Raw genomic sequence first — 19,356 nt, 5'->3', positions numbered from 1 at the left:
TTTATCTCTGGTGGATGCGGCGCTATCTTGGCGCCCATGAGCAGTTTCGATGAAATGGAGGCGTTCGAAAACGCCTCGCTGTCCGCCCGCGCGATGGCCGCGCGCCCGCAGCCCTATCTGGATGATCTCAACCCGGCGCAGCGCCAGGCGGTTGAGACGATGGATGGTCCTGTCCTGATGCTGGCCGGGGCAGGCACCGGCAAGACCAAGGCGCTGACCACCCGGATTGTGCATCTGCTGAACACCGGCCGCGCCCGCCCAAACGAAATTCTTGCCGTGACCTTCACGAACAAGGCCGCGCGCGAGATGGAGGAACGGGTGGGGCGTTTGCTCGGCCAGACGGTCGAAGGCATGCCGTGGCTGGGCACGTTCCATTCCATCTGCGTGAAACTGCTGCGTCGTCATGCGGAACTGGTGGGGCTGAAATCGAACTTCACGATTTTGGACACCGACGATCAGTTGCGGCTCTTGAAGCAACTCGTGTCCGCCGCCGGGATCGACGACAAACGCTGGCCCGCGCGTCAATTGGCAGGGATCATCGACGGCTGGAAGAACCGCGCGATCACACCCGACAAGGTGCCCGCCGCCGATGCGGGCGCGTACAATCATCAGGGGCCAAAGCTCTACGCGCTCTATCAAGCGCGGCTCAAGGAGCTGAACGCGGTCGATTTCGGCGATCTGCTCTTGCATGTGGTTACGATCTTTCAGGCGCACCCGGATGTGCTGAACCAGTATCAGCGCTGGTTCAAATACATCCTCGTCGACGAATATCAGGATACCAACGTGGCGCAGTATCTGTGGCTGCGGCTTTTGGCGTCCGGCCATAAGAACATCTGCTGCGTGGGCGATGACGACCAGTCGATCTATGGTTGGCGCGGGGCCGAGGTGGGCAACATTCTACGGTTTGAGAAAGATTTCGAGGGCGCGCATGTGGTGCGGCTTGAACAGAACTACCGCTCCACGCCGCATATCCTTGCCGCCGCCTCGGGCGTGATTTCGGGCAATCAGGGGCGTTTGGGCAAGACCCTTTGGACCGACGCGCAGGAGGGCGAGAAAGTCCGATTGATCGGCCATTGGGATGGTGAGGAAGAGGCCCGCTGGATCGGTGAAGAGGTCGAGGCGATGCAGCGCGGCACCCGTGGGATGCGGCCTGTGTCGCTGGATGACATGGCAATTCTCGTGCGTGCCTCGCACCAGATGCGCGCGTTCGAGGACCGCTTTCTGACCATCGGTTTGCCCTATCGCGTCATTGGCGGCCCGCGTTTCTACGAGCGGATGGAGATCCGCGATGCCATGGCCTATTTCCGCGTCGTGACCAGCCCCGATGACGATCTGGCGTTCGAGCGGATCGTGAACACCCCTAAACGCGGCTTGGGCGACAAGGCCCAGCAGACGATCCAGACCGTCGCCCGTGCCAATGGCGTGTCCTTGGTCGAAGGCGCGCGGTTGGCGGTGGAACAGGGCCTGATCAAGGGCAAGGGCGGATCTGAGCTGGGCCAGTTGGTGCGCGATCTGGACCGGTGGAGCGGGCTGACGCGTGGCCGCGCAATCATTGAAGACAGTGACGAAGTGCTGGACGATGGGGCACTTGAAGTAAATCGCGTCAGGTTTGCGGAACCGGAGGTATCTCACGTCGATCTGGCGCAAATCGTTCTGGACGAGAGCGGCTACACCACGATGTGGCAGAACGACAAAACGCCAGAAGCGCCGGGGCGGCTTGAAAACCTCAAGGAACTGGTCAAGGCACTGGAAGAATTCGAAAATCTCCAAGGGTTTCTTGAGCATGTCAGCCTGATTATGGACAATGACAAAGGCGGCGATGGAGAGAAAGTGTCGATCATGACCCTGCACGCGGCCAAGGGTCTGGAATTTCCGGCCGTGTTCCTGCCGGGCTGGGAGGATGGGCTTTTCCCCTCGCAGCGGTCGATGGACGAGTCAGGCCTCAAGGGTTTGGAAGAGGAACGCCGTCTGGCTTATGTCGGCATCACCCGCGCCGAAGAGATCTGCACGATCTCCTTTGCCGCCAATCGCCGCGTCTTCGGCCAATGGCAATCGGCCTTGCCCTCGCGGTTCATCGATGAACTGCCCGAAGAGCATGTCGAGGTGCTGACCCCGCCGGGGCTGTACGGCGGCGGTTATGGCGCGGCGGGCATGGCATCCCCCGCGACGCAGATGATGGCCGGATCGGACCTGCACCAGAAGGCGGCGGATGCAAACGTCTATAACTCGCCGGGATGGCGACGCCTGCAGGCGCGGTCCCAGCAGCGCCCGGTCAGTCAGCCCACCGAGGCGCGCAATACGGTGATCGACGCCACCGCGATCAGTTCCTACGCGTTGGGCGAACGCGTGTTTCACCAAAAATTCGGCTATGGTGCTGTTGTGGGCATCGAGGGCGACAAGCTTGAGATCGAGTTCGAAAAAGCCGGGATGAAAAAAGTGGTTGCACGGTTCATCTGTGCGGCGGATGACGTGCCATTCTAAACCTGACAGTCTGCGCTGATGTGGAGGCTGGAGTCTGGTGCTGTTGGCCGACGCGCAGAAGGGAGGCTGGCGGCCTCACACGTGGCGCGGTTGCAATTTGCATATTTGTGAAAAGAAGAAGCAGGGGTGGGGTTTCGTCCCTGCATGCGCCTTGATTTTTAGGGTGCTTGGGTCTAATGCGGCTGTGTGGCGATTTGTTACCGGATTGCGGGCCACGTTAAACATGCCGCTAAAAGGTCAGCCGAAAGCCCCTTTCGCTTGGCCGGAACGGGGCTTTTTTGATGGGCTGCGGCCCACACAGGTGAAGACATGAAAGACAAGAAACCACGTACGAAACTGGTGCATGGTGGCACCAAACGCAGCCAGTGGGGTGAGGTCAGCGAAGCGATCTTCCTCACTCAGGGCTTTGTCTATGACAGTGCCGAACAGGCCGAACAGCGGTTCATCAAATCGAGTCCCGACGAATACATCTACGCCCGGTATGGCAACCCGACAGTGGCGATGTTCGAAGAACGCATCGCGATGCTTGAAGGGGCAGAGGACGCGTTTGCTACGGCCAGCGGGATGGCAGCGGTCAATGGTGCGCTGATGTCACTGCTCAAGGCGGGCGACCACCTTGTGTCGGCGCGGGCGTTGTTCGGATCGTGTCTCTATATAGTCGAGGATATCCTGCCGCGCTTTGGCGTTGAGGTGACGCTGGTGGATGGCGCCGATCTGGACCAGTGGCGCGCGGCGGTACGCGCGGACACCAAGGCGGTGTTCTTTGAGTCGATGTCGAACCCGACACTGGAACTGGTTGATATTCAGGCGGTGTCCGAAATCGCCCATGCACAGGGCGCGCTTGTGGTGGTGGACAATGTTTTCTCCACACCCGTGTTCTCGGACGCGCTGGGCCAAGGTGCGGATGTGATTATCTATTCCTCGACAAAGCATATCGACGGGCAAGGCCGCACGTTGGGTGGCGTGATCCTTGGCACGCAGGATCATATCCGCAAGGTGGTCGAGCCTTATATGAAGCATACCGGCGGTTCGATGTCTCCGTTCACGGCTTGGGTGCAGCTCAAGGGTCTTGAAACGCTGGACCTCCGCGTCCGTGCACAGGCGCAATCGGGGCAGGCCATTGCCGAGGCGCTTGAAGGGCATACCAAGCTGAAGCAGGTGATTTATCCCGGCCTTCCGTCACACAAACAGGCCGCATTGGCGCAAAGGCAGATGGGATCGGGCGGCACCATGCTCGCCATCGAACTGGCAGGTGGCAAAGACGCGGCATTTGCCTTTCTGAACGCGCTTGACGTGATTGTGATCTCCAACAACCTTGGTGATGCGAAAAGCATCGTCACCCATCCCGCAACCACAACACATCAGCGATTGAGCGCCGAGCAGCGCGAAACACTGGGCATTACCGACGGTTTGGTGCGGCTTTCGGTCGGAATCGAGGATACGGACGACCTGATCGACGATATTCTGACGGCACTTGATGCGGTATGACTGCGAAATGACACAGAAAATTCCCCGCAAGATTGAACCGTTTGCGGGGGCGCACCGTATATAAGGTGAGTGGAAATGAACGGATAGGTGCCTATCTCTAGGGCATGTCCAACAGGCGAGGGGGCCTGCGTATGAATATCCATACACCTGAGATTGACCGCAAACCCAGTCGTGAAGAGGCAGAGGCCGCCTTGGCTTTGCTCAAGCAATGGGCTGGCAAATCCCATGATGCCGAAATCGACTTGGTCGATCCCGTTCTGCGGCGTTTGGTTGAGGGCGAGACAGACACGTATCCCGTCTTGTCGCGTGAGTACCCCAAGGGGTTTTCCGTGGATGCGGCTTACAAGGACACGCTGCCTGATTTGCAGAATGGCCCCTCTGCGCTCATCCGTGGGGCAAACCGGGGCATCCAGCATGTCGGCATTTCCAATTTTCGCCTGCCGATCAGCTATCACACCCGCGACAATGGCGATCTGACGCTCGAGACCAGCGTGACAGGCACCGTCAGCCTTGATTCCGACAAGAAAGGCATCAACATGAGCCGCATCATGCGGTCTTTCTATGTGCATGCGGAAAAGACGTTTAGCTTTAACGTGATCGAAGCCGCGCTGGATGATTACAAATCCGATCTCGAATCTTTTGATGCGCGCATCAACATGCGTTTGTCGTTCCCGATGAAGGTAAACAGCCTGCGGTCGGGCCTGTCGGGCTACCAGTATTACGACATCGCGCTTGAACTGGTGGAAATTGACGGGGTGCGTCGCAAGATCATGCATCTCGACTACGTGTACAGTTCGACCTGCCCATGTTCGCTTGAGCTTAGCGAACATGCCCGGCGCGAGCGCGGCCAATTGGCGACGCCGCACTCACAACGCTCGGTCGCGCGGATTTCGGTCGAGGTGAAGGACGGCAAGTGCCTCTGGTTCGAAGACCTGATCGACATGTGCCGCCGCGCCGTGCCGACGGAAACACAGGTCATGGTCAAGCGTGAAGACGAACAGGCGTTTGCAGAACTCAACGCCGCCAACCCGATCTTTGTCGAAGACGCAGCGCGCTTGTTTGCCGAGCAGCTGCAGGCGGACGCGCGCATCGGGGATTACCGCGTGCTGGCCAGCCACCAGGAAAGCCTTCACAGCCATGACGCTGTGTCCGTCCTGACCGAGGGCGATCTTTTCGAGGCGCAAAGCCTTGATCCCAAGCTCTTCTCGACCCTCTTCCACGTGGGCTGAAGCAAGCTGATCGCACATCAAGTCAAAGAACGGCGGCCCTTCGGTCGCCGTTTTCCATTATGACACTCGCCGTTCAGACATCCTCCGGATGATGAATTCCTCGCCGTTTCGCCTGCCGATCAGGCACGCCACACGACGGGGTGTCGTTGCAAACCCACAGATCAGCGGCGAAGCGCTTGGGGCACGGTCTTGTTCACAAACCGCCATCAAGCCCGCACTATACTGACCACCGGGAGGAAACCCTTTGTCGTAACGAGGTTTCCAATGTCGATAGAACCACTTCACCTTCAGTTCCTGCGCCCCGGATTGCGTGCCCGGATCGACCTTTTCTTTGCCGAGAAGGGGCAAGGGTTTAACGCCGCCAGCTATGTGCGGGCGCGGCTGCCCAGCATTCTTAGGCTCGACGCCATGAGCGATGCAGACTTGGCGGCGTGCGGGCTTACTCGGGACGACATTCTGCCCTTCGTGTTCGAGGATTGTTTTGCTGATCCCGAGGGGGCAAAGCAGCGGCCTATGGCTTGACACCCCGCTGCTCTGCGTCCAACGCTTTGCGCCATGTTCGACATCCGTCCCGTAGCCTATGTGATCGGCCTTTTGGTCGCTGTTCTCGGGGCGACAATGCTTCTGCCGATGCTGGTCGATTTGGCCGAAGGGCGCGGCGAATGGCATGTTTTCCTGCAAAGCTCGGTGCTTACCATGTTTTCCGGCGGCCTGATCGCGCTGGCCTCGTCCAATGGCGTGAAAGAAGGGCTGTCGATTCAACAGACCTTCCTGCTCACCACGGGGGTCTGGGTGGCGCTACCGATCTTCGGCGCGATCCCGTTTGTATTGGGCGAAACCGACGCGCGGTTTGTGGACGCATTTTTTGAGGCGATGTCAGGTCTGACAACCACCGGATCGACGGTGCTCACCGGGTTGGATGACCTGCCCAAGGGCATTCTGCTCTGGCGCGGATTGTTGCAATGGCTGGGCGGCATCGGCATCATTGTTGTGGCTATGGTCTTCCTGCCTGAGCTGCGGGTCGGCGGCATGCAGATTTTCCGCTCTGAAGCCTTTGACACAATGGGCAAAATCCTGCCCCGTGCGACCGAGATCTCGGCGTCGATCTCGACCATCTACATCGCCATCACCATCGCCTGCGCGACAAGTTATTACATCGTCGGCATGAACTTCTTTGACGCCACGGTGCACGCGCTGACCACCGTGTCCACCGGAGGGTTCTCCAACTACGACGCGTCCTTTGGCACGTTCCAGGGACCAGCGGAATACGTGGCGTCGATTTTCATGATCTGTGCTGCGCTGCCTTTCGTGCGCTTTGTCCAGATGACCAAGGGCAATTACACAGTGTTCTGGAAAGACAGCCAGATCCGTGCGTTCATGGCCACGATTGCGGTTCTGGTGTTCATTACGGCCTTCACTCTGACGCAGATCTTTCCGCACCATCCTGAACAGGCGTTCCGTGAGGCGCTGTTCAACATCGTGTCGATCATGACCGGCACCGGCTATGCCAGCGTCGATTACATGGGCTGGGGGCCGTTTCTGATCTCGGTCTTCTTCTTTATCGGTCTGATTGGGGGATGCGCCGGATCGACGTCCTGTTCGGTCAAGATCTTCCGCTACCAACTGCTGTTTGCGTCGATCAAGGTACAATTGCGCAAGATCCGCTCACCGCACGGGGTCTTCATGCCGCGCTATGCGGGCCGTCCGGTGGGCGACGACGTGCTCAACTCGGTGATCTCATTCTTCGTGTTTTTCGTGATTTCGATGGGTGTGTTGTCGGTGGCCTTGAGCATGACCGGGCTCGACCTCATCACGTCAGTGTCGGGGGCGGCAACAGCGCTGGCCAATATCGGACCGGGGCTTGGGCCAGAGATTGGCCCAGCAGGCAATTTCGCAGGCCTCAATGACACTGCCAAATGGATGCTCGCCATCGGCATGTTGCTGGGCCGCCTCGAGCTTCTGGCGGTCTACGCCATCTTCACTGTCAATTTCTGGAGAGCCTGATGTCCCGCCAGCCGCTCGGTGCGCAAATCTCGCAAATGCTGAAGGATCGGGGCGTCGACACGATCTTCGGCATCCCCGGTGTGCACAATGTTGAACTCTATCGCGGCATCGAACAGGCCGGGATCACCCATGTTCTCGCCCGCCACGAACAGGGCGCGGGGTTCATGGCCGACGGCTATGCCCGCGCAACCGGCAAGCCGGGGGTGGCGTATGTGATCACCGGGCCGGGACTGACCAATATTCTGACGCCATTGGGTCAGACCTATTCGGATTCGGTGCCGATCCTGACGATTTCCTCCTGCCTTGACGAAACCTCTGCCCGCCGGGGTCAGCTTCACCAGATGCGCGACCAGCGTGCGGCTGCCGAAACCGTCTGCGCCTGGTCCGAAGAGGCCCGCACGGCCTCCGCCGCCTATGCCCTCATCGACCGCGCGTTCGACCAGTTTGCCAGCGCCCGCAAGCGCCCCTGCCACATCCAGGTTTCCATCGACACGCTGGGCGCGGTGGCAGACGCGGCACCGCAACCACCCGCCACACGACCCGGCCTTCCAGTGGCATCACATGACGATGTGTACGATGTGGTCGCCGCCGTACTGGCCGCCGAAAGGCCGCTTTTCGTGTTCGGCGGCGGCGCTGTTGCGGGCGCAGCGGCGATCCCCGACCTGCTGCGCCAGACCGGGGCTGCGTCCATCGTCACCTATGCTGCACGCGGCGTCGTGCCCGGAGACGCACCGCTTTATTTCGGCAGCACCCTTGCGCGCCCCGACAGCGCCGAAATCGCCGCCCAATCCGATCTGGTGATTGCGGTTGGCACCACGCTGTCCGAGGTTGATCTCTGGCGGCCAACGCTGGGCCACACCGCGCCGATGATCCGGGTGGATATCGACCCAGAGGTGTTCACCGGCATGGGGCCGCAGGATCGTGCCATCCTTGCCGACGCGGGCGCGTTCCTCAAAGCGATGACGATCGCCATTCCCGCCCGCACCGCAGATCAGCCGCCCAAATGGGACGCTGCCACAGTCGCCCGCAAACGCGCCGCGTGGCGGGCCGAGGTCGATGCCGAACGCCCGGGCATCGGTGCGGTCTGCGATGCGCTGCGCGCCGTGCTGCCCAATGACACGATGATCTATTCCGACATGACCCAATTCGCCTACGGCGCAAAAGAGATCTGGGACATGCCGCGCCCCGGCCATTGGCACCATCCCTACGGCTTTGGCACTTTGGGCTACGCGTTGCCTGCCGCAATTGGCGGCGCTGTGGCCCGTAACGGTCAACCGACACTCGCCATCGCAGGCGATTACGGGCTGCAATACACCATTCAGGAACTGGGCACAGCGGTGGAACTGGGTCTGCCGCTGCCCATTCTGGTTTGGGACAATGGCAAGCTGGGCGAGATCGAGGACAGCATGGTCCGCAGTCAGATCGCGCCCAATGCCGTCGTGGCGCGGAACCCGGATTTTCTTGCTTTGGCCAAGGCCTATGGGGCGGGGGCGATTGAGCCGGGATCGTTGCAAGACCTGCAACAGGCGGTATTGGACGCGTTTAAGGCAGATGCTCCCACACTTATTCGCGTCACGCCCGATATCGCAGGCTGATCCATTCCTTCGAAGGAATGGGCAAGCCCGTTCGAACGGGCTTTAAGGGCTTTGCAAAGCCCTTCCACCGCGCGGTGCCTTACCAAAGTCTTAACGTCCAACCGCCAAAACCCCCCGCACGATGCGCATCGAGCGGAGAGGGTCACTCCCACACCGCGACACCAATCTGACGATTGCTTTCACGCCTCGAAAGGGGACACCCGTGAAAGACCGGTCACAAGGGCCTTTCGCAGGGCCACAGGGTTCGGGCTGACGTCCGACAGAGAAAAGCATGTCAGACCTTCAGGGCGGCGCCGCTTCTTCCACTTGAACAGGGATCACACATATCCCACATGATCGAACGCTCCCGGTGGGTTTTGCCCGACCGGGCGTCCGGCGTGGGTCGGGCAGGGCATGCCGCCCTGTCCGACCCTTTCAGGTTTGGAATCGGGTGGTGTGTGGGATCATCCCAACTCGGCCAGCCGGTCCACCGCCTCTTGCAACTTGGCCGCTTCGTCCTCACGCGCTGCAAGGTTGGCGCGGGTTTCCTCGACCACCTCATCCGGGGCCGATTCAACGAATTTCGGGTTGCTCAAACGCCCTTTCATGCCGCCGATCTCTTTGGCGAGCTTTTGCAGCGACTTCTCCAAACGGGCCTTTTCCTCGGCCACGTCGATGATATCCGCCAGCGGTAGACCAAAAGTCGCGCCGTCCATCGGCACGGTGGCGCATCCCTTGGGGAAGGCATCCACCACGGTCAACTCGTCGATCCGCGCCAGACGCTTGATCAGCACCTCGTTGCGGTCCCATGCGGCTTTTGCGGCATCGCCCATGTCCTTGACCACCAGAGGCAGATACAGCCCCACTGGCACGTGCATCTGCTGCCGTGCGGACCGGATGCCCTCGATCAGACCGATCACCCAGTTCATCTCGCGGTCGGCCTCTGCGTCGATCAGGTCCGCGCCATAAGTCGGCCAGTCGGCATGGACCAGCATCTTGTCGCGCTGACCTGTTACCGCCCAAAGCTCTTCGGTCATGAAGGGCATGATCGGGTGTAGCAGGATCAGACACTGGTCGATGACCCATGCCATTGTTTCCTTCGTCTCCGCTGTTTGCGGGCCGTCGTCCAGCAGCAGCGGCTTGGAGAATTCCACATACCAGTCGCAGACCTTGCCCCAGACAAAGCGATACAGCGCCGCTGCTGCGTCGTCGAAGCGGTAGGCGGCGAGTGCCGCGTCCACCTCGCCGCGTACGCGGGCGGTTTCACCTATGATCCACTGGTTCACTGTTGCGGTGGCCTTGGGGATGTCGGCGCTGGGGGTCCGGTTTTCGAACACACCGTTCATTTCGGCAAAGCGCGTCGCATTCCAAAGCTTCGTGCCAAAGTTCCGGTAACCCGCGATTCTAGCCATGTCGAGCTTGAGCACACCCCCGAGCGAGGCCATCGCCGCATTCGTAAAGCGCAGCGCGTCCGCGCCGTATTCGTCAATGATCTCAAGCGGATCAACGACGTTGCCCAGCGACTTGGACATCTTCTTACCCTTGGCGTCTCGGACAAGGCCGTGCAGATAGACATCCTTGAACGGGATCTGATCAACCACGGCGAGCTGCATCATCATCATCCGCGCGACCCAGAAGAACAGGATGTCCTGCCCGGTCACCAGAACGCTGGTCGGGAAGTATTTCTGTAGCTCCGGCGTCTGCTCGGGCCAGCCCAGCGTGCCGATGGGCCAGAGGCCGGAGGAAAACCATGTGTCGAGCACGTCGGGGTCGCGGTAAATTGCGACCGGTGCTTCGTCACCTTTGTTTTCGGCAATAATTGCTTCGTTCAGTGTTGCAGTGGCAAAGCGTGACTCCCAGAGTTCGCGCAACTCGGCATCGCTTGGAGGCGAAGCCACGACCTTTGGCGTCTGACCATAATATTCTGAAAAGAATTCAATAGCCTCATCTTCAGTAGCTGCGCAGTGATAGATGCGCGAGTCCAAAGCGTATGCTCGATTTCCTTCATCATTCACCCAAGATTTCACCCCATACCAAACCGGGATCTGATGCCCCCACCACAACTGACGCGAGATGCACCATGGTTCGATATTCTCCAGCCAATGGAAGTAGGTCTTTTCGCCAGACTCCGGCACGATCTTGACGTCACCATTGCGCACCGCGTCCAGCGCGGGGCCGACGATTTTGTCGGCGTCCACGAACCACTGATCCGTCAGCATTGGTTCGATCACCACCTTGGAGCGGTCACCGAAAGGCTGCATGATGGGCTTGGCTTCGATCAGCGGCACCAGTTCAGCCGGGTCGTCGTCTTCGCTCAGCTTGCGGCCCAGAACCGGGTTGTCGGCGCGGGTCATCACCGCCAGACCTTCTTCGGTGATCTCGTCAATCACGGCCTTGCGCGCCTCGAACCGATCCAACCCGCGCAGGTGATCGGGGACAAGGTTCAGCGCGTCGATTTCCGCCTCGGTCAGCGTGCGTTCGCCACGTGCAACGGCACCGGCCACAGCCGCCGCCTCTTCGTAGGGCGCACCGTCGTCGCGCATGTGGGCCTTGGTGTCCATCAGCCGGTAGCACGGAATGTTCCCGCGCTTGGCGACACCGTAGTCGTTGAAGTCATGCGCACCGGTGATCTTGACCGCGCCCGAGCCAAATGTGGGATCGGGGTATTCATCAGTGATGATCGGGATCAGGCGGCGATGTTCCTTGGGTCCAACCGGAATCTCGCAAAGCTTTCCGACGATTGGCGCATATCGCTCATCCGACGGATGAACCGCAACAGCGCCGTCGCCCAGCATGGTCTCGGGACGCGTGGTGGCGATGGAGATATAGTCGCGCTCTTCCTCCAGCACGACGTTTCCGTCCTCGTCCTTTTCGATATAGGTATAGGTGGCCCCCCCCGCGAGCGGGTATTTGAAGTGCCACATATGGCCAGGGTTCTCGATATTCTCGACTTCGAGATCCGAAATCGCAGTCTCGAAATGCGGGTCCCAATTGACCAACCGCTTGCCGCGATAGATCAGGCCCTTGTTGTACATGTCGACAAAGACCTTGATCACCGCGTCGTGGAAGTTCGGCCCATTGCCGCGATCCGGGTCCCCGGCAGCACCGCCCATCGTGAACGCCTCGCGCGACCAGTCGGCGGATGCGCCAAGGCGCTTGAGCTGCCCGATGATCGTCCCGCGCGATTTGACCTTCTGCTGCCAGACGCGGTCCAGAAACGCCTCGCGCCCCATCTCGCGACGGCTTGGCTCACCATTTGCCGCCATCTCACGTTCGGTGACCATCTGCGTCGCGATGCCCGCATGGTCCGTGCCCGGCTGCCAGAGCGTGTCGAAGCCACGCATCCGGTGCCAGCGAACAAGGATGTCCTGCAGGGTGTTGTTGAAGGCGTGCCCCATGTGCAGCGAGCCGGTGACGTTGGGCGGCGGGATCATCACGCAGAACGTGTTCTCGCGCGAAGCATTGGCCCCCGCCTTGAAGGCACCGCTGTCTTCCCACGCCTTGTAAAGCCGCGCCTCGGCCTCGCTCGCGTCGAATGTCTTTTCCATCGCCATGGGTCAGTTCCCGCTTTTGTGCAGCCATCCTAGGCCGCAAGTGTTCTGTTGCGCCTCATCTAGCGAATGGTCGGGGAAAGGAAAACCCAAGGCATGTGGGAAAATGGTAGACGTCTCGCTGCAAGTGACCAGGCGCAATACTGCGTTCCCAGTCAGACATGCCCGTCGCTATGGTGACGTCCCAACGATCTTGAGGCGGCTTTCGCGCGATTAGGCCGGAAGTTCGACCTGTGTGTCCTCAATGAAGGCATAGGAGTGCAGGTTGATGTCCCCGCTCCAACGCCAGAGCGCGACAAACCCTTCGGGCCCTGTGCGGAAGGCATGCGGCATCAGGCTGGGATGATGCACCATGTCGCCAGCGCCGCGCATCCGAATGTCATCCCCGGCTGTCCAGAGCGCTTGACCGGCCAGAACGACATATGTCTCGTCCGCGTCGTGAATGTGCAGAGGATAGTAGCAGTCCGGCCGCATATAGACCAATCCCAACCGCACATCGGGCGCGGGAATAGGGCCTTCCGGCCCCATCAGGGTGGCCACACTGATCATCGCCGCGATGCTGGCCTCGGTGTTGTCTTCGACCGGGTTTGACCCCCAGGGCAACACATCCTGCGCTGCAAGGGTCGCACGCGCTGCCGGATGCGGGCTGCTCTCCAGAACGCTGCGGATGCCCGTGTCCAGCAAACAGGGTGGTTGGCGGTCGAAGGCAACAGGTGATGGCGTCACGCGCAGGGTTTGCGCTGTGTACGGGCCCTGCGGATCGGGCTCGGCCTCGTAAATCGTCGCAAGCGCGTCGAGCAGATCAAGGAAAGGGGTGTGTAAAGGCATGACTGCTCCCGAGCCCGTTTCGGCAAAGGTGCGGCGTCTCTTGGGAATCTGCGCATCGAAAGGCGACCGGTAGAGGTCGCATTTCTTCGGTGGGTGTCGAAACCCCGGATCAGGATGCGTCTCTCAAGAAAAAACGGTGGTGCCAAGGGAGGAGAGGCACCACCGTTTCCAGTTCACGGCATCCAGGGAGGAGGAGAGGACGCCGAGATCGTGTGGGCGTGAGCCCGAAACCTTGTGACGGTGGCACCAGGGAGGAGGAGAGGATGCCGAGCTCGTGTGGGCGTGAGCCCGAAACTTGTGACGGTGGCACCAGGGAGGAGGAGAGGTGCCACCGTCGAGTTCACGACATCCAGGGAGGAGGAGAGGATGCCGAGACCGTGTGGGCATAAGCCCGAAACTTTGCGACGGTGACGCCAGGGAGGAGGAGAGGCGCCACCGTCAAGTCCGGAACATCCAGGGAGGAGGAGAGGATGCCCGAGCCGGTGTGGTGAGGGGCCCGTGGGGGCGCTTGCTCACCGAATGTCGTTCAGCTTTCGTAAGCTGCCTGATACGCAACGCGCTTGATCTCGGAATGGTTCAAACCAAGATCGCACAATTCGCGATGCGACAACGCGCTGAGTTCGCGCAGGGTGTCGCGGTAGATCTTGCGGCGTGCCGCTTTGGCGCGATAGTCTGCGATCAGGGTGTTCACCCGATCCATGATACCATTGCTGACTGCGCCGAGACTGTTTGTTTCGTATGCCATATGTCTGCTCTGTTCGAATTTCTGTGTTTCCGTCCGCTTGAGACAAAGATAGGCGAATGCTGCGGTTGCACAATACGAATTTGCTTCAATGCTGCTATGCAGCAATTGCATAGGGCAAATGGTTCAAATTTGTGCGTTTTGCGCTAACAGGCCTAATTCCCATGCAGGCGGTTGAAGCTGGGCAATGAGACTGTCATCTCTGTGACACAAAGATGAAAGGTTGGGCATGTCCGTAACGACCGAAGAGATTCGCGCAGCGCTGGCCCGTGTCGCGATTCCAGATGGCAAAGACCTGATTTCCGCTGATTTGGTCCGGGCGATTCAGATCGACGGGACCGCCGTCCGCTTTGTCATCGAAGCCCCATCACCCGAAATCGCCCGCCTGATGGAGCCCGTGCGCAAGGCGGCCGAGGCTGTTGTCGGGGAATTGCCGGGTGTCTCACAGGTGACAGTGGCGCTGACCGCGCATGGTCCAGCTGCGAAACCACCTTCGGGACTCAAGATCGGCGGTCACATGAAACCGCAGGCTGGGTCTTTGAAGCCGTCGGGCGTGGCGCGCATTTTGGCGATCGGCTCGGGGAAGGGGGGAGTTGGCAAATCCACCGTGTCCTCGAACCTTGCCGTTGCATTGGCGCGGGCGGGGCGCCGGGTTGGGCTGCTTGACGCTGATATCTACGGCCCGAGCCAGCCGCGCATGATGGGCGTGTCGCAAAAGCCGCACAGCCCGGATGGGCAGACGATCATTCCCCTGACCGCCCATGGTGTCACCGTCATGTCTATTGGTTTGATGCTGCCCGAAGAAAAGGCCGTGGTTTGGCGCGGGCCGATGTTGATGGGCGCGCTACAGCAGATGCTGAGCCAAGTGGCTTGGGGCGAACTCGACGTTTTGCTGGTCGATTTGCCTCCCGGCACGGGCGACGTGGCGATGACGCTGTGCCAAAAGGCGCAGGTGTCCGGGGCCATCGTGGTCTCGACCCCGCAGGATGTGGCGCTGCTGGATGCCCGCAAGGCTTTGGATATGTTCGAGACATTAAAGACCCCGGTGCTGGGCTTGATTGAGAACATGGCCGTTTTCACGTGCCCGCATTGCGGTGGGCAAAGCCACATCTTTGGATCGGGCGGCACAGTGGCCGAAGCCTCGGCACGCGGTGTTCCCCTGTTGGCGCAGTTGCCGCTGGATCTGGACACTCGGCTGGCCGGAGACGGCGGTGTGCCGGTTGCGGCGGGGGACGGGCCGATGGCCGAGGCCTATGCCAAGCTGGCCGACGGGTTGATCAAGGGCGGCATGGCCTGAGCCGGGGCGATGCGTCGACGCATCGCCGCGCTCCGTCGACGGAGCGCTACCGCGAGACGGTCAGACGTTGGCTGAAACGGTAGCTGGATTTGTTCAAACCCTCGGGAGCCCGCGGAAACCGTGCGCGTTTGACCGCTGCCAAAGCCGCCTGATCCAGACGAGTGTTGCCTGAGGACCCAGCAAGAGACACGCCAGCCACGTGCCCTGCGGGCGTTATGGCAATCACCAGTTTCACCGTTCCTGCGGCCCCGCGCGGTGGCCTGTGCGCGCGCCGGAGCGCCGATGTGATCTGTGCACCCCATTGCTGCTCCAAACGCGCGAGTTGCGAAGCCGACGGGCCTTTTGCCACCGGTGCCGCGCGTGCTGGTGCTGCGGCGGTGACGGGTTTTGCGCCGTTGCCTTTGGCCGTTTGGGCCGGACTCGCGGCGCTTGGTGCAGCGACCCGGAGTTCGGGGCGGCTTTCTGGACGCAGTGAGGCCAGCGGCGCAATGCGCGGTGCTGCGGGGGTGCTGTCCACCTCTGGCATGGTGGGCGCGCTGTCGGTGACGCGCGGCTGCACTGGCGGTGTCGGGCGCGCATCGCTTTCGGCGCGAGGGGTGTGCGGCATGGCTGTTGCGTTTGCCTTGGGCAAAGGCAGTGCATCGGGGGGAGGAGCCGCGAACGGCACGGGTGGTGCGGGCAAGCGGGTGTCGATCCGCGGCACACCACGTGCTGTGTTTGGGGCCGCGAGGGCGGGGATCTGAGGGCGCGGAGCCGGGGCCATGTCCTGCGCTGGGCGGACCGGCGCTGTTGTCGCGTCCGGTACGGCCAAAGCTGGCGCGTCGCTCACCTCGGGCGCCCGGTCCCAGTCTTGTACCATCGCGGCCAGCGTCGGGGTTGCGGCTTGCAGGGTGACATCGGCCGTGCCGCCTTGGCCGCCGCTGCTGCCGCCACCGGGGAAGGGGGCGACGACCAGAGTTGCAGCGTGCAATGCGCCTGAAAGGGCGATGAAGGCGGTAAACTCCATGATCCGCATCAGCCGCCCTCCGTCACGATCTCGACCCGCTCGGCACCAAGTTGTGCAAGCTGCGTCAGCACCTGTGCCAGAGTGGCGGCAGGAAGGCTTGCGTCGGTGTAAAGGCGCAGCGGCGTGTCCTGTGTCGCAGCAACCGCCCTAGCCAAAGCAGCATCGCCACGCGCGGTGGCAAACGCGATTTCGCCGGTCGCGTTAATATAGAGTGCGGTCTGGCCCGTGTCTTCGTCGCCGCTGGCGTTCGGCAGGGTCAGGTCAAAGGGTGCGGGTGGCACGATCTGCGCGGTCATGAGGAAAAAGATGAGCAGCAGAAAGACCACGTTGATCATCGGTACGACCGGTTCGCGCGAGGCGCGCCTTGGGCGCGGGGCAATGAGCTGTGCGCGTCTCATTCCAGCACCACAAGGTTTGTCCAGCCCGCTGCGCGAAGGGTGCCCATGACATCCAGCAGATGCTGGACCGAGGCGCCGTCGCGGGCGCGGAGCAGGATGATGTCGGTCTGCGTGCCCATGAGGGGTGTCAGGCTGGCGACCGGATCGGTGGTGTCGATACCGTTTACGCGCAGCGCATCGGGCAGAACGGTGATCAGGCGCGGCGGGCCGTCATAGGGCTGTGCTGCGCCACCCGATAGCGTGACCGGGATGGCATCGGTCATGCCGAAGCGGGCGGCCAGCATAAAGAACACCAGCAGCAGAAACACGACGTCGATCATCGGGGTCAACCCGATGTGACGGCGGCGTGTCTGATGCGCGAGGTTCAACATGTCAGCCTTGTTTGCCTTTGGTCAGTACGCGTGTGGCGAGATCGTCGAAATCATGGGCGAGACGGTCATTTATACTGTCGAACCAGCTGAGCGCCATTGACGCGGGGATCGCCAGGGCCATGCCGGCTGCGGTGGTCAAAAGCGCCTCCCAGATGCCGCCAGCAAGGGCCGAGGGGTCGGCGCGGGCGCCACTGTCTTGCAAGGCTTGGAACGCGTCGATCATGCCCAGCACGGTGCCTAGAAGGCCCACCAGCGGCGCAATGGTTGCAATGAGGTCCAGCGCGCGCAGGCCGCTGCCTGCATCCATCAGCGCGCCACGGGCGACGCGGGTGGTCTCGTCGCGGGCGTCTTCGGGAGGAAGTGTCTGGCTGGCTTGCATGGCTGCTTTGACCACGCGGGCGCGCAGGCCGGTGCGCTGGTGCAGGCTGGACAGGGCGCTGTCGTGCTGGCCGCGTTGCCATTGGTCAACAGCGGCTTCGGTCGCGTCACGCCGCCATGCGCCCATGAGCGACAAACGCCACAACTTCCACAGGATCAGGCCAAGGGTGATCACGCTGAGGCCCGTGATCACCCAAAGCGCGGGGCCGCCGACGTTCAGAAACGCGATGATGTCTGTCATGTCAGCACCCCCAGTGGCTGGACGATTGGGCCTTGTGGTGTGTCGATGACCTCTGCCTCAAGGCGAAACACCTCTGCCAAAAGGGCAGGCGTCAGCACATCGCGCGGCGCGCCGTCGGCAATAATGCGGCCCGCGTCGAGCAGAATGAGACGGGTGCAATAACGTCCCGCAAGTGACAAGTCGTGTAGAGACGTGAGCACGGCGCGCCCCTCTTGGGCCAATGTCTTGAACACCTGAAGCGTGGCGATCTGTGCGGCTGGGTCCAGCCCGGCGATGGGTTCATCGGCCATCAGAAGTGGCGTGTCCTGTGCCAGTGTCCGCGCGATCAACACGCGGGCCTGTTCGCCGCCAGACAGTGCGGTGGCCAGACGGGTGCGGTAGTTTTGCAGGCCCATGCGGGTCAGGGCGGCATCGACGGCGGTTTGGTCGGTTGAGCTGAGCCGTGCGCCACGCGCGAGATAGGGCAGACGACCAAGGGCCACGATCCGCTCCACGCTCATTGGCCACGCGATTTCGCGTGTCTGGGGCAGCCATGCGGCTTGGGCGGCGCGCTGTTTCGGGGAGAGAGCGGCCAGGCTGCTGGTGCCCTCATACGTCAAGAGACCCAGCGCACCGCGCAGAAGCGAGGTTTTGCCCGCGCCATTGGGGCCGATCAGGCCGACACATTCGCCGGGACCTATCGCCAGAGATGCGGCATCGACCACCGGGCATTCGCCGCGCCGGACGGTGAGGTTTTGCACAGAAAGGAGGGTCATGCGATTTCCTTCCGTGTCTTATATATTAGGTGCAGAAACAGCGGTGCGCCGATCAGGGCCATGACGACGCCGAGTTTCAGGTCTCGGTCCGGCAGAACAAGCCGTGTTGTCAGGTCGGCGGCCAGCACCATCGCGGCCCCACCAAGCGCTGAGGCCCAGAGCAGGGTCGATGGGCGACCATGGGCAAAGCGGCGCAGGATGTGCGGCACGACCAGACCGACAAACCCCACCGCTCCGGCCATTGCGGTTGCCGCACCCACGGCGGCGGCGGTGCCAAACAGCAGTTGCAGGCGCAGGCGAGAGAGCGAGATGCCCAAGGCTTCTGCTGCGTCTTCGCCCAATGTCAGTGCGTCAAGGCCGCGGCCCAGTCCGGCCAGTGCGATCCAGCCCAGCGTCATGATCGGCAGCGCCAGCCATACATGGCTCATGGCACGATTGGCGACCGAGCCCATCATCCAGAACATGATCTCGGACGCGGCATAGGGGTTGGGGGAGAGGTTCAGCGTCAGGGATGTCAGGGCGGCGGCAAAGGCCGACACGGCGATGCCTGCAAGGATCAGGGTTAGCGACGACCCGCGCGGACCCGCCAGCAGCAGGATCAGGCCAACGGCCAACGCGGCAAAGCTGAGTGCCGTGATCGGCAGCGCCAGTGCAAAGGCGGCGGCCAGCCCGGTTTGCAGAGCGATCACCGCCCCCAGGGCGGCCGAACCGGATACGCCGATCAAACCGGGTTCGGCCAGAGGGTTGCGCAAGAACCCCTGCATCGCGGCACCAGCAAGGCCGAGCGACACGCCAACCATCGCCGCCAACAGCGCGCGCGGCAGGCGGATGTCTTGCATGATCGTCACGTAAAGCGGGTTGCCCCGGCCAAACAGCGCTGCCAGGCCTTCGGGAACAGAGATCGCCGCATAGCCGACAAAGAGCGATGCGAGGAACATCGCCACTGTCAAAACCATCAGCGCACTAAAGAGCTTCACCGCTCTGCCTCCCGCGCATCGAACATATCAAGCCTT

General features: G+C 61.6%; 16 protein-coding genes and 1 riboswitch. Of the genes, 7 read left to right on the top strand and 9 right to left on the bottom strand.

What is annotated here, in order from left to right; genetic code table 11:
• Positions 1–36 precede the first annotated feature (36 nt).
• From ACK3EW_RS12105 to ACK3EW_RS12080, 6 genes are all read left to right on the top strand, one after another.
• Positions 37–2,481 carry an ATP-dependent helicase gene (locus ACK3EW_RS12105; RefSeq protein ID WP_493806410.1) on the top strand — a complete coding sequence of 815 codons (2,445 nt, stop codon included), beginning with the start codon at positions 37–39 and terminating at the stop codon, positions 2,479–2,481.
• A 176-nt stretch (positions 2,482–2,657) separates the two neighbouring features.
• Positions 2,658–2,734: riboswitch (SAM riboswitch) on the top strand.
• Between the two features lie 56 nt (positions 2,735–2,790).
• Positions 2,791–3,969, top strand: a complete 1,179-nt coding sequence (gene metZ, locus ACK3EW_RS12100; protein WP_493806409.1) for an O-succinylhomoserine sulfhydrylase — start codon at positions 2,791–2,793, stop codon at positions 3,967–3,969.
• 131 nt (positions 3,970–4,100) lie between these two features.
• Positions 4,101–5,198: a GTP cyclohydrolase FolE2 gene (folE2, locus tag ACK3EW_RS12095; RefSeq protein ID WP_493806408.1), complete on the top strand. Its 1,098-nt coding sequence runs from the start codon at positions 4,101–4,103 to the stop codon at positions 5,196–5,198.
• 264 nt (positions 5,199–5,462) lie between these two features.
• Positions 5,463–5,720, top strand: coding sequence for a hypothetical protein (locus ACK3EW_RS12090; protein WP_439118747.1), 258 nt, complete (start codon positions 5,463–5,465; stop codon positions 5,718–5,720).
• A gap of 33 nt (positions 5,721–5,753) precedes the next feature.
• Entirely contained in the window at positions 5,754–7,202 is a 1,449-nt protein-coding gene (locus ACK3EW_RS12085; protein ID WP_493806407.1) for a TrkH family potassium uptake protein, read from the top strand.
• Positions 7,202–8,797 carry a 5-guanidino-2-oxopentanoate decarboxylase gene (locus ACK3EW_RS12080; protein WP_493806406.1) on the top strand — a complete coding sequence of 532 codons (1,596 nt, stop codon included), beginning with the start codon at positions 7,202–7,204 and terminating at the stop codon, positions 8,795–8,797. Before ACK3EW_RS12085 ends, ACK3EW_RS12080 begins: the two co-directional genes overlap by 1 nt.
• A gap of 443 nt (positions 8,798–9,240) precedes the next feature.
• Here the strand turns inward: ACK3EW_RS12080 and ACK3EW_RS12075 are convergent, their stop codons facing one another.
• From ACK3EW_RS12075 to ACK3EW_RS12065, 3 genes are all read right to left on the bottom strand, one after another.
• A complete protein-coding gene (locus tag ACK3EW_RS12075; RefSeq protein WP_493806405.1) occupies positions 9,241–12,330 on the bottom strand; it encodes a valine--tRNA ligase in 3,090 nt (1,029 codons plus the stop codon).
• Between the two features lie 210 nt (positions 12,331–12,540).
• Entirely contained in the window at positions 12,541–13,155 is a 615-nt protein-coding gene (locus ACK3EW_RS12070; protein WP_493806404.1) for a dimethylsulfonioproprionate lyase family protein, read from the bottom strand.
• Between the two features lie 526 nt (positions 13,156–13,681).
• Positions 13,682–13,900, bottom strand: a complete 219-nt coding sequence (locus ACK3EW_RS12065; protein WP_439118750.1) for a DUF1127 domain-containing protein — start codon at positions 13,898–13,900, stop codon at positions 13,682–13,684.
• A gap of 226 nt (positions 13,901–14,126) precedes the next feature.
• On the opposite strand from ACK3EW_RS12065, the gene ACK3EW_RS12060 reads away from it, so the two are divergent.
• On the top strand, positions 14,127–15,194 hold the full coding sequence (locus tag ACK3EW_RS12060) for an Mrp/NBP35 family ATP-binding protein (RefSeq protein ID WP_493806403.1): 1,068 nt from the start codon (positions 14,127–14,129) through the stop codon (positions 15,192–15,194).
• Positions 15,195–15,240: 46 nt separating this feature from the next.
• On the opposite strand, the gene ACK3EW_RS12055 is transcribed toward ACK3EW_RS12060, so the two are convergent.
• Genes ACK3EW_RS12055 through ACK3EW_RS12030 form a run of 6 tightly spaced genes read right to left on the bottom strand, consistent with a single transcriptional unit; the run spans position 15,241 to position 19,320 of the window.
• Complete coding sequence (locus ACK3EW_RS12055; protein WP_493806402.1) at positions 15,241–16,209, bottom strand: energy transducer TonB; 969 nt, start codon at positions 16,207–16,209, stop codon at positions 15,241–15,243.
• Positions 16,209–16,598 carry an ExbD/TolR family protein gene (locus ACK3EW_RS12050; protein WP_493806401.1) on the bottom strand — a complete coding sequence of 130 codons (390 nt, stop codon included), beginning with the start codon at positions 16,596–16,598 and terminating at the stop codon, positions 16,209–16,211. Before ACK3EW_RS12050 ends, ACK3EW_RS12055 begins: the two co-directional genes overlap by 1 nt.
• The gene (locus tag ACK3EW_RS12045) at positions 16,595–16,969 is read right to left on the bottom strand and encodes an ExbD/TolR family protein (RefSeq protein WP_493806400.1); all 375 of its coding nucleotides are present in this window, start codon (positions 16,967–16,969) and stop codon (positions 16,595–16,597) included. The genes ACK3EW_RS12050 and ACK3EW_RS12045 overlap by 4 nt, the downstream gene beginning before the upstream one ends.
• A gap of 1 nt (position 16,970) precedes the next feature.
• A complete protein-coding gene (locus ACK3EW_RS12040) occupies positions 16,971–17,588 on the bottom strand; it encodes a MotA/TolQ/ExbB proton channel family protein (protein WP_493806399.1) in 618 nt (205 codons plus the stop codon).
• Positions 17,585–18,343, bottom strand: coding sequence for an ABC transporter ATP-binding protein (locus ACK3EW_RS12035; protein ID WP_493806398.1), 759 nt, complete (start codon positions 18,341–18,343; stop codon positions 17,585–17,587). Before ACK3EW_RS12035 ends, ACK3EW_RS12040 begins: the two co-directional genes overlap by 4 nt.
• Positions 18,340–19,320 (bottom strand): FecCD family ABC transporter permease, encoded by a 981-nt coding sequence (locus ACK3EW_RS12030; protein ID WP_493806397.1) that lies wholly within the window; start codon positions 19,318–19,320, stop codon positions 18,340–18,342. Before ACK3EW_RS12030 ends, ACK3EW_RS12035 begins: the two co-directional genes overlap by 4 nt.
• Between the last annotated feature and the right edge of the window lie 36 nt (positions 19,321–19,356).

This window comes from Marivita sp. NO-S04 (genome assembly GCF_059070475.1).
The sequence above is the reverse complement of the archived record's forward strand: the minus strand, read 5'-3'. Positions and strand labels throughout refer to the sequence as shown.

Excerpts from the sequence above, each read along its gene's own strand:
- ACK3EW_RS12105 (WP_493806410.1), top strand. The coding sequence starts at position 37 with ATGAGCAGTTTCGATGAAATGGAGGCGTTCGAAAACGCCTCGCTGTCC.
- metZ (WP_493806409.1), top strand. The coding sequence starts at position 2,791 with ATGAAAGACAAGAAACCACGTACGAAACTGGTGCATGGTGGCACCAAA.
- folE2 (WP_493806408.1), top strand. The coding sequence starts at position 4,101 with ATGAATATCCATACACCTGAGATTGACCGCAAACCCAGTCGTGAAGAG.
- ACK3EW_RS12090 (WP_439118747.1), top strand. The coding sequence starts at position 5,463 with ATGTCGATAGAACCACTTCACCTTCAGTTCCTGCGCCCCGGATTGCGT.
- ACK3EW_RS12085 (WP_493806407.1), top strand. The coding sequence starts at position 5,754 with ATGTTCGACATCCGTCCCGTAGCCTATGTGATCGGCCTTTTGGTCGCT.
- ACK3EW_RS12080 (WP_493806406.1), top strand. The coding sequence starts at position 7,202 with ATGTCCCGCCAGCCGCTCGGTGCGCAAATCTCGCAAATGCTGAAGGAT.
- ACK3EW_RS12075 (WP_493806405.1), bottom strand. The coding sequence starts at position 12,330 with ATGGCGATGGAAAAGACATTCGACGCGAGCGAGGCCGAGGCGCGGCTT.
- ACK3EW_RS12070 (WP_493806404.1), bottom strand. The coding sequence starts at position 13,155 with ATGCCTTTACACACCCCTTTCCTTGATCTGCTCGACGCGCTTGCGACG.
- ACK3EW_RS12065 (WP_439118750.1), bottom strand. The coding sequence starts at position 13,900 with ATGGCATACGAAACAAACAGTCTCGGCGCAGTCAGCAATGGTATCATG.
- ACK3EW_RS12060 (WP_493806403.1), top strand. The coding sequence starts at position 14,127 with ATGTCCGTAACGACCGAAGAGATTCGCGCAGCGCTGGCCCGTGTCGCG.
- ACK3EW_RS12055 (WP_493806402.1), bottom strand. The coding sequence starts at position 16,209 with ATGCGGATCATGGAGTTTACCGCCTTCATCGCCCTTTCAGGCGCATTG.
- ACK3EW_RS12050 (WP_493806401.1), bottom strand. The coding sequence starts at position 16,598 with ATGAGACGCGCACAGCTCATTGCCCCGCGCCCAAGGCGCGCCTCGCGC.
- ACK3EW_RS12045 (WP_493806400.1), bottom strand. The coding sequence starts at position 16,969 with ATGTTGAACCTCGCGCATCAGACACGCCGCCGTCACATCGGGTTGACC.
- ACK3EW_RS12040 (WP_493806399.1), bottom strand. The coding sequence starts at position 17,588 with ATGACAGACATCATCGCGTTTCTGAACGTCGGCGGCCCCGCGCTTTGG.
- ACK3EW_RS12035 (WP_493806398.1), bottom strand. The coding sequence starts at position 18,343 with ATGACCCTCCTTTCTGTGCAAAACCTCACCGTCCGGCGCGGCGAATGC.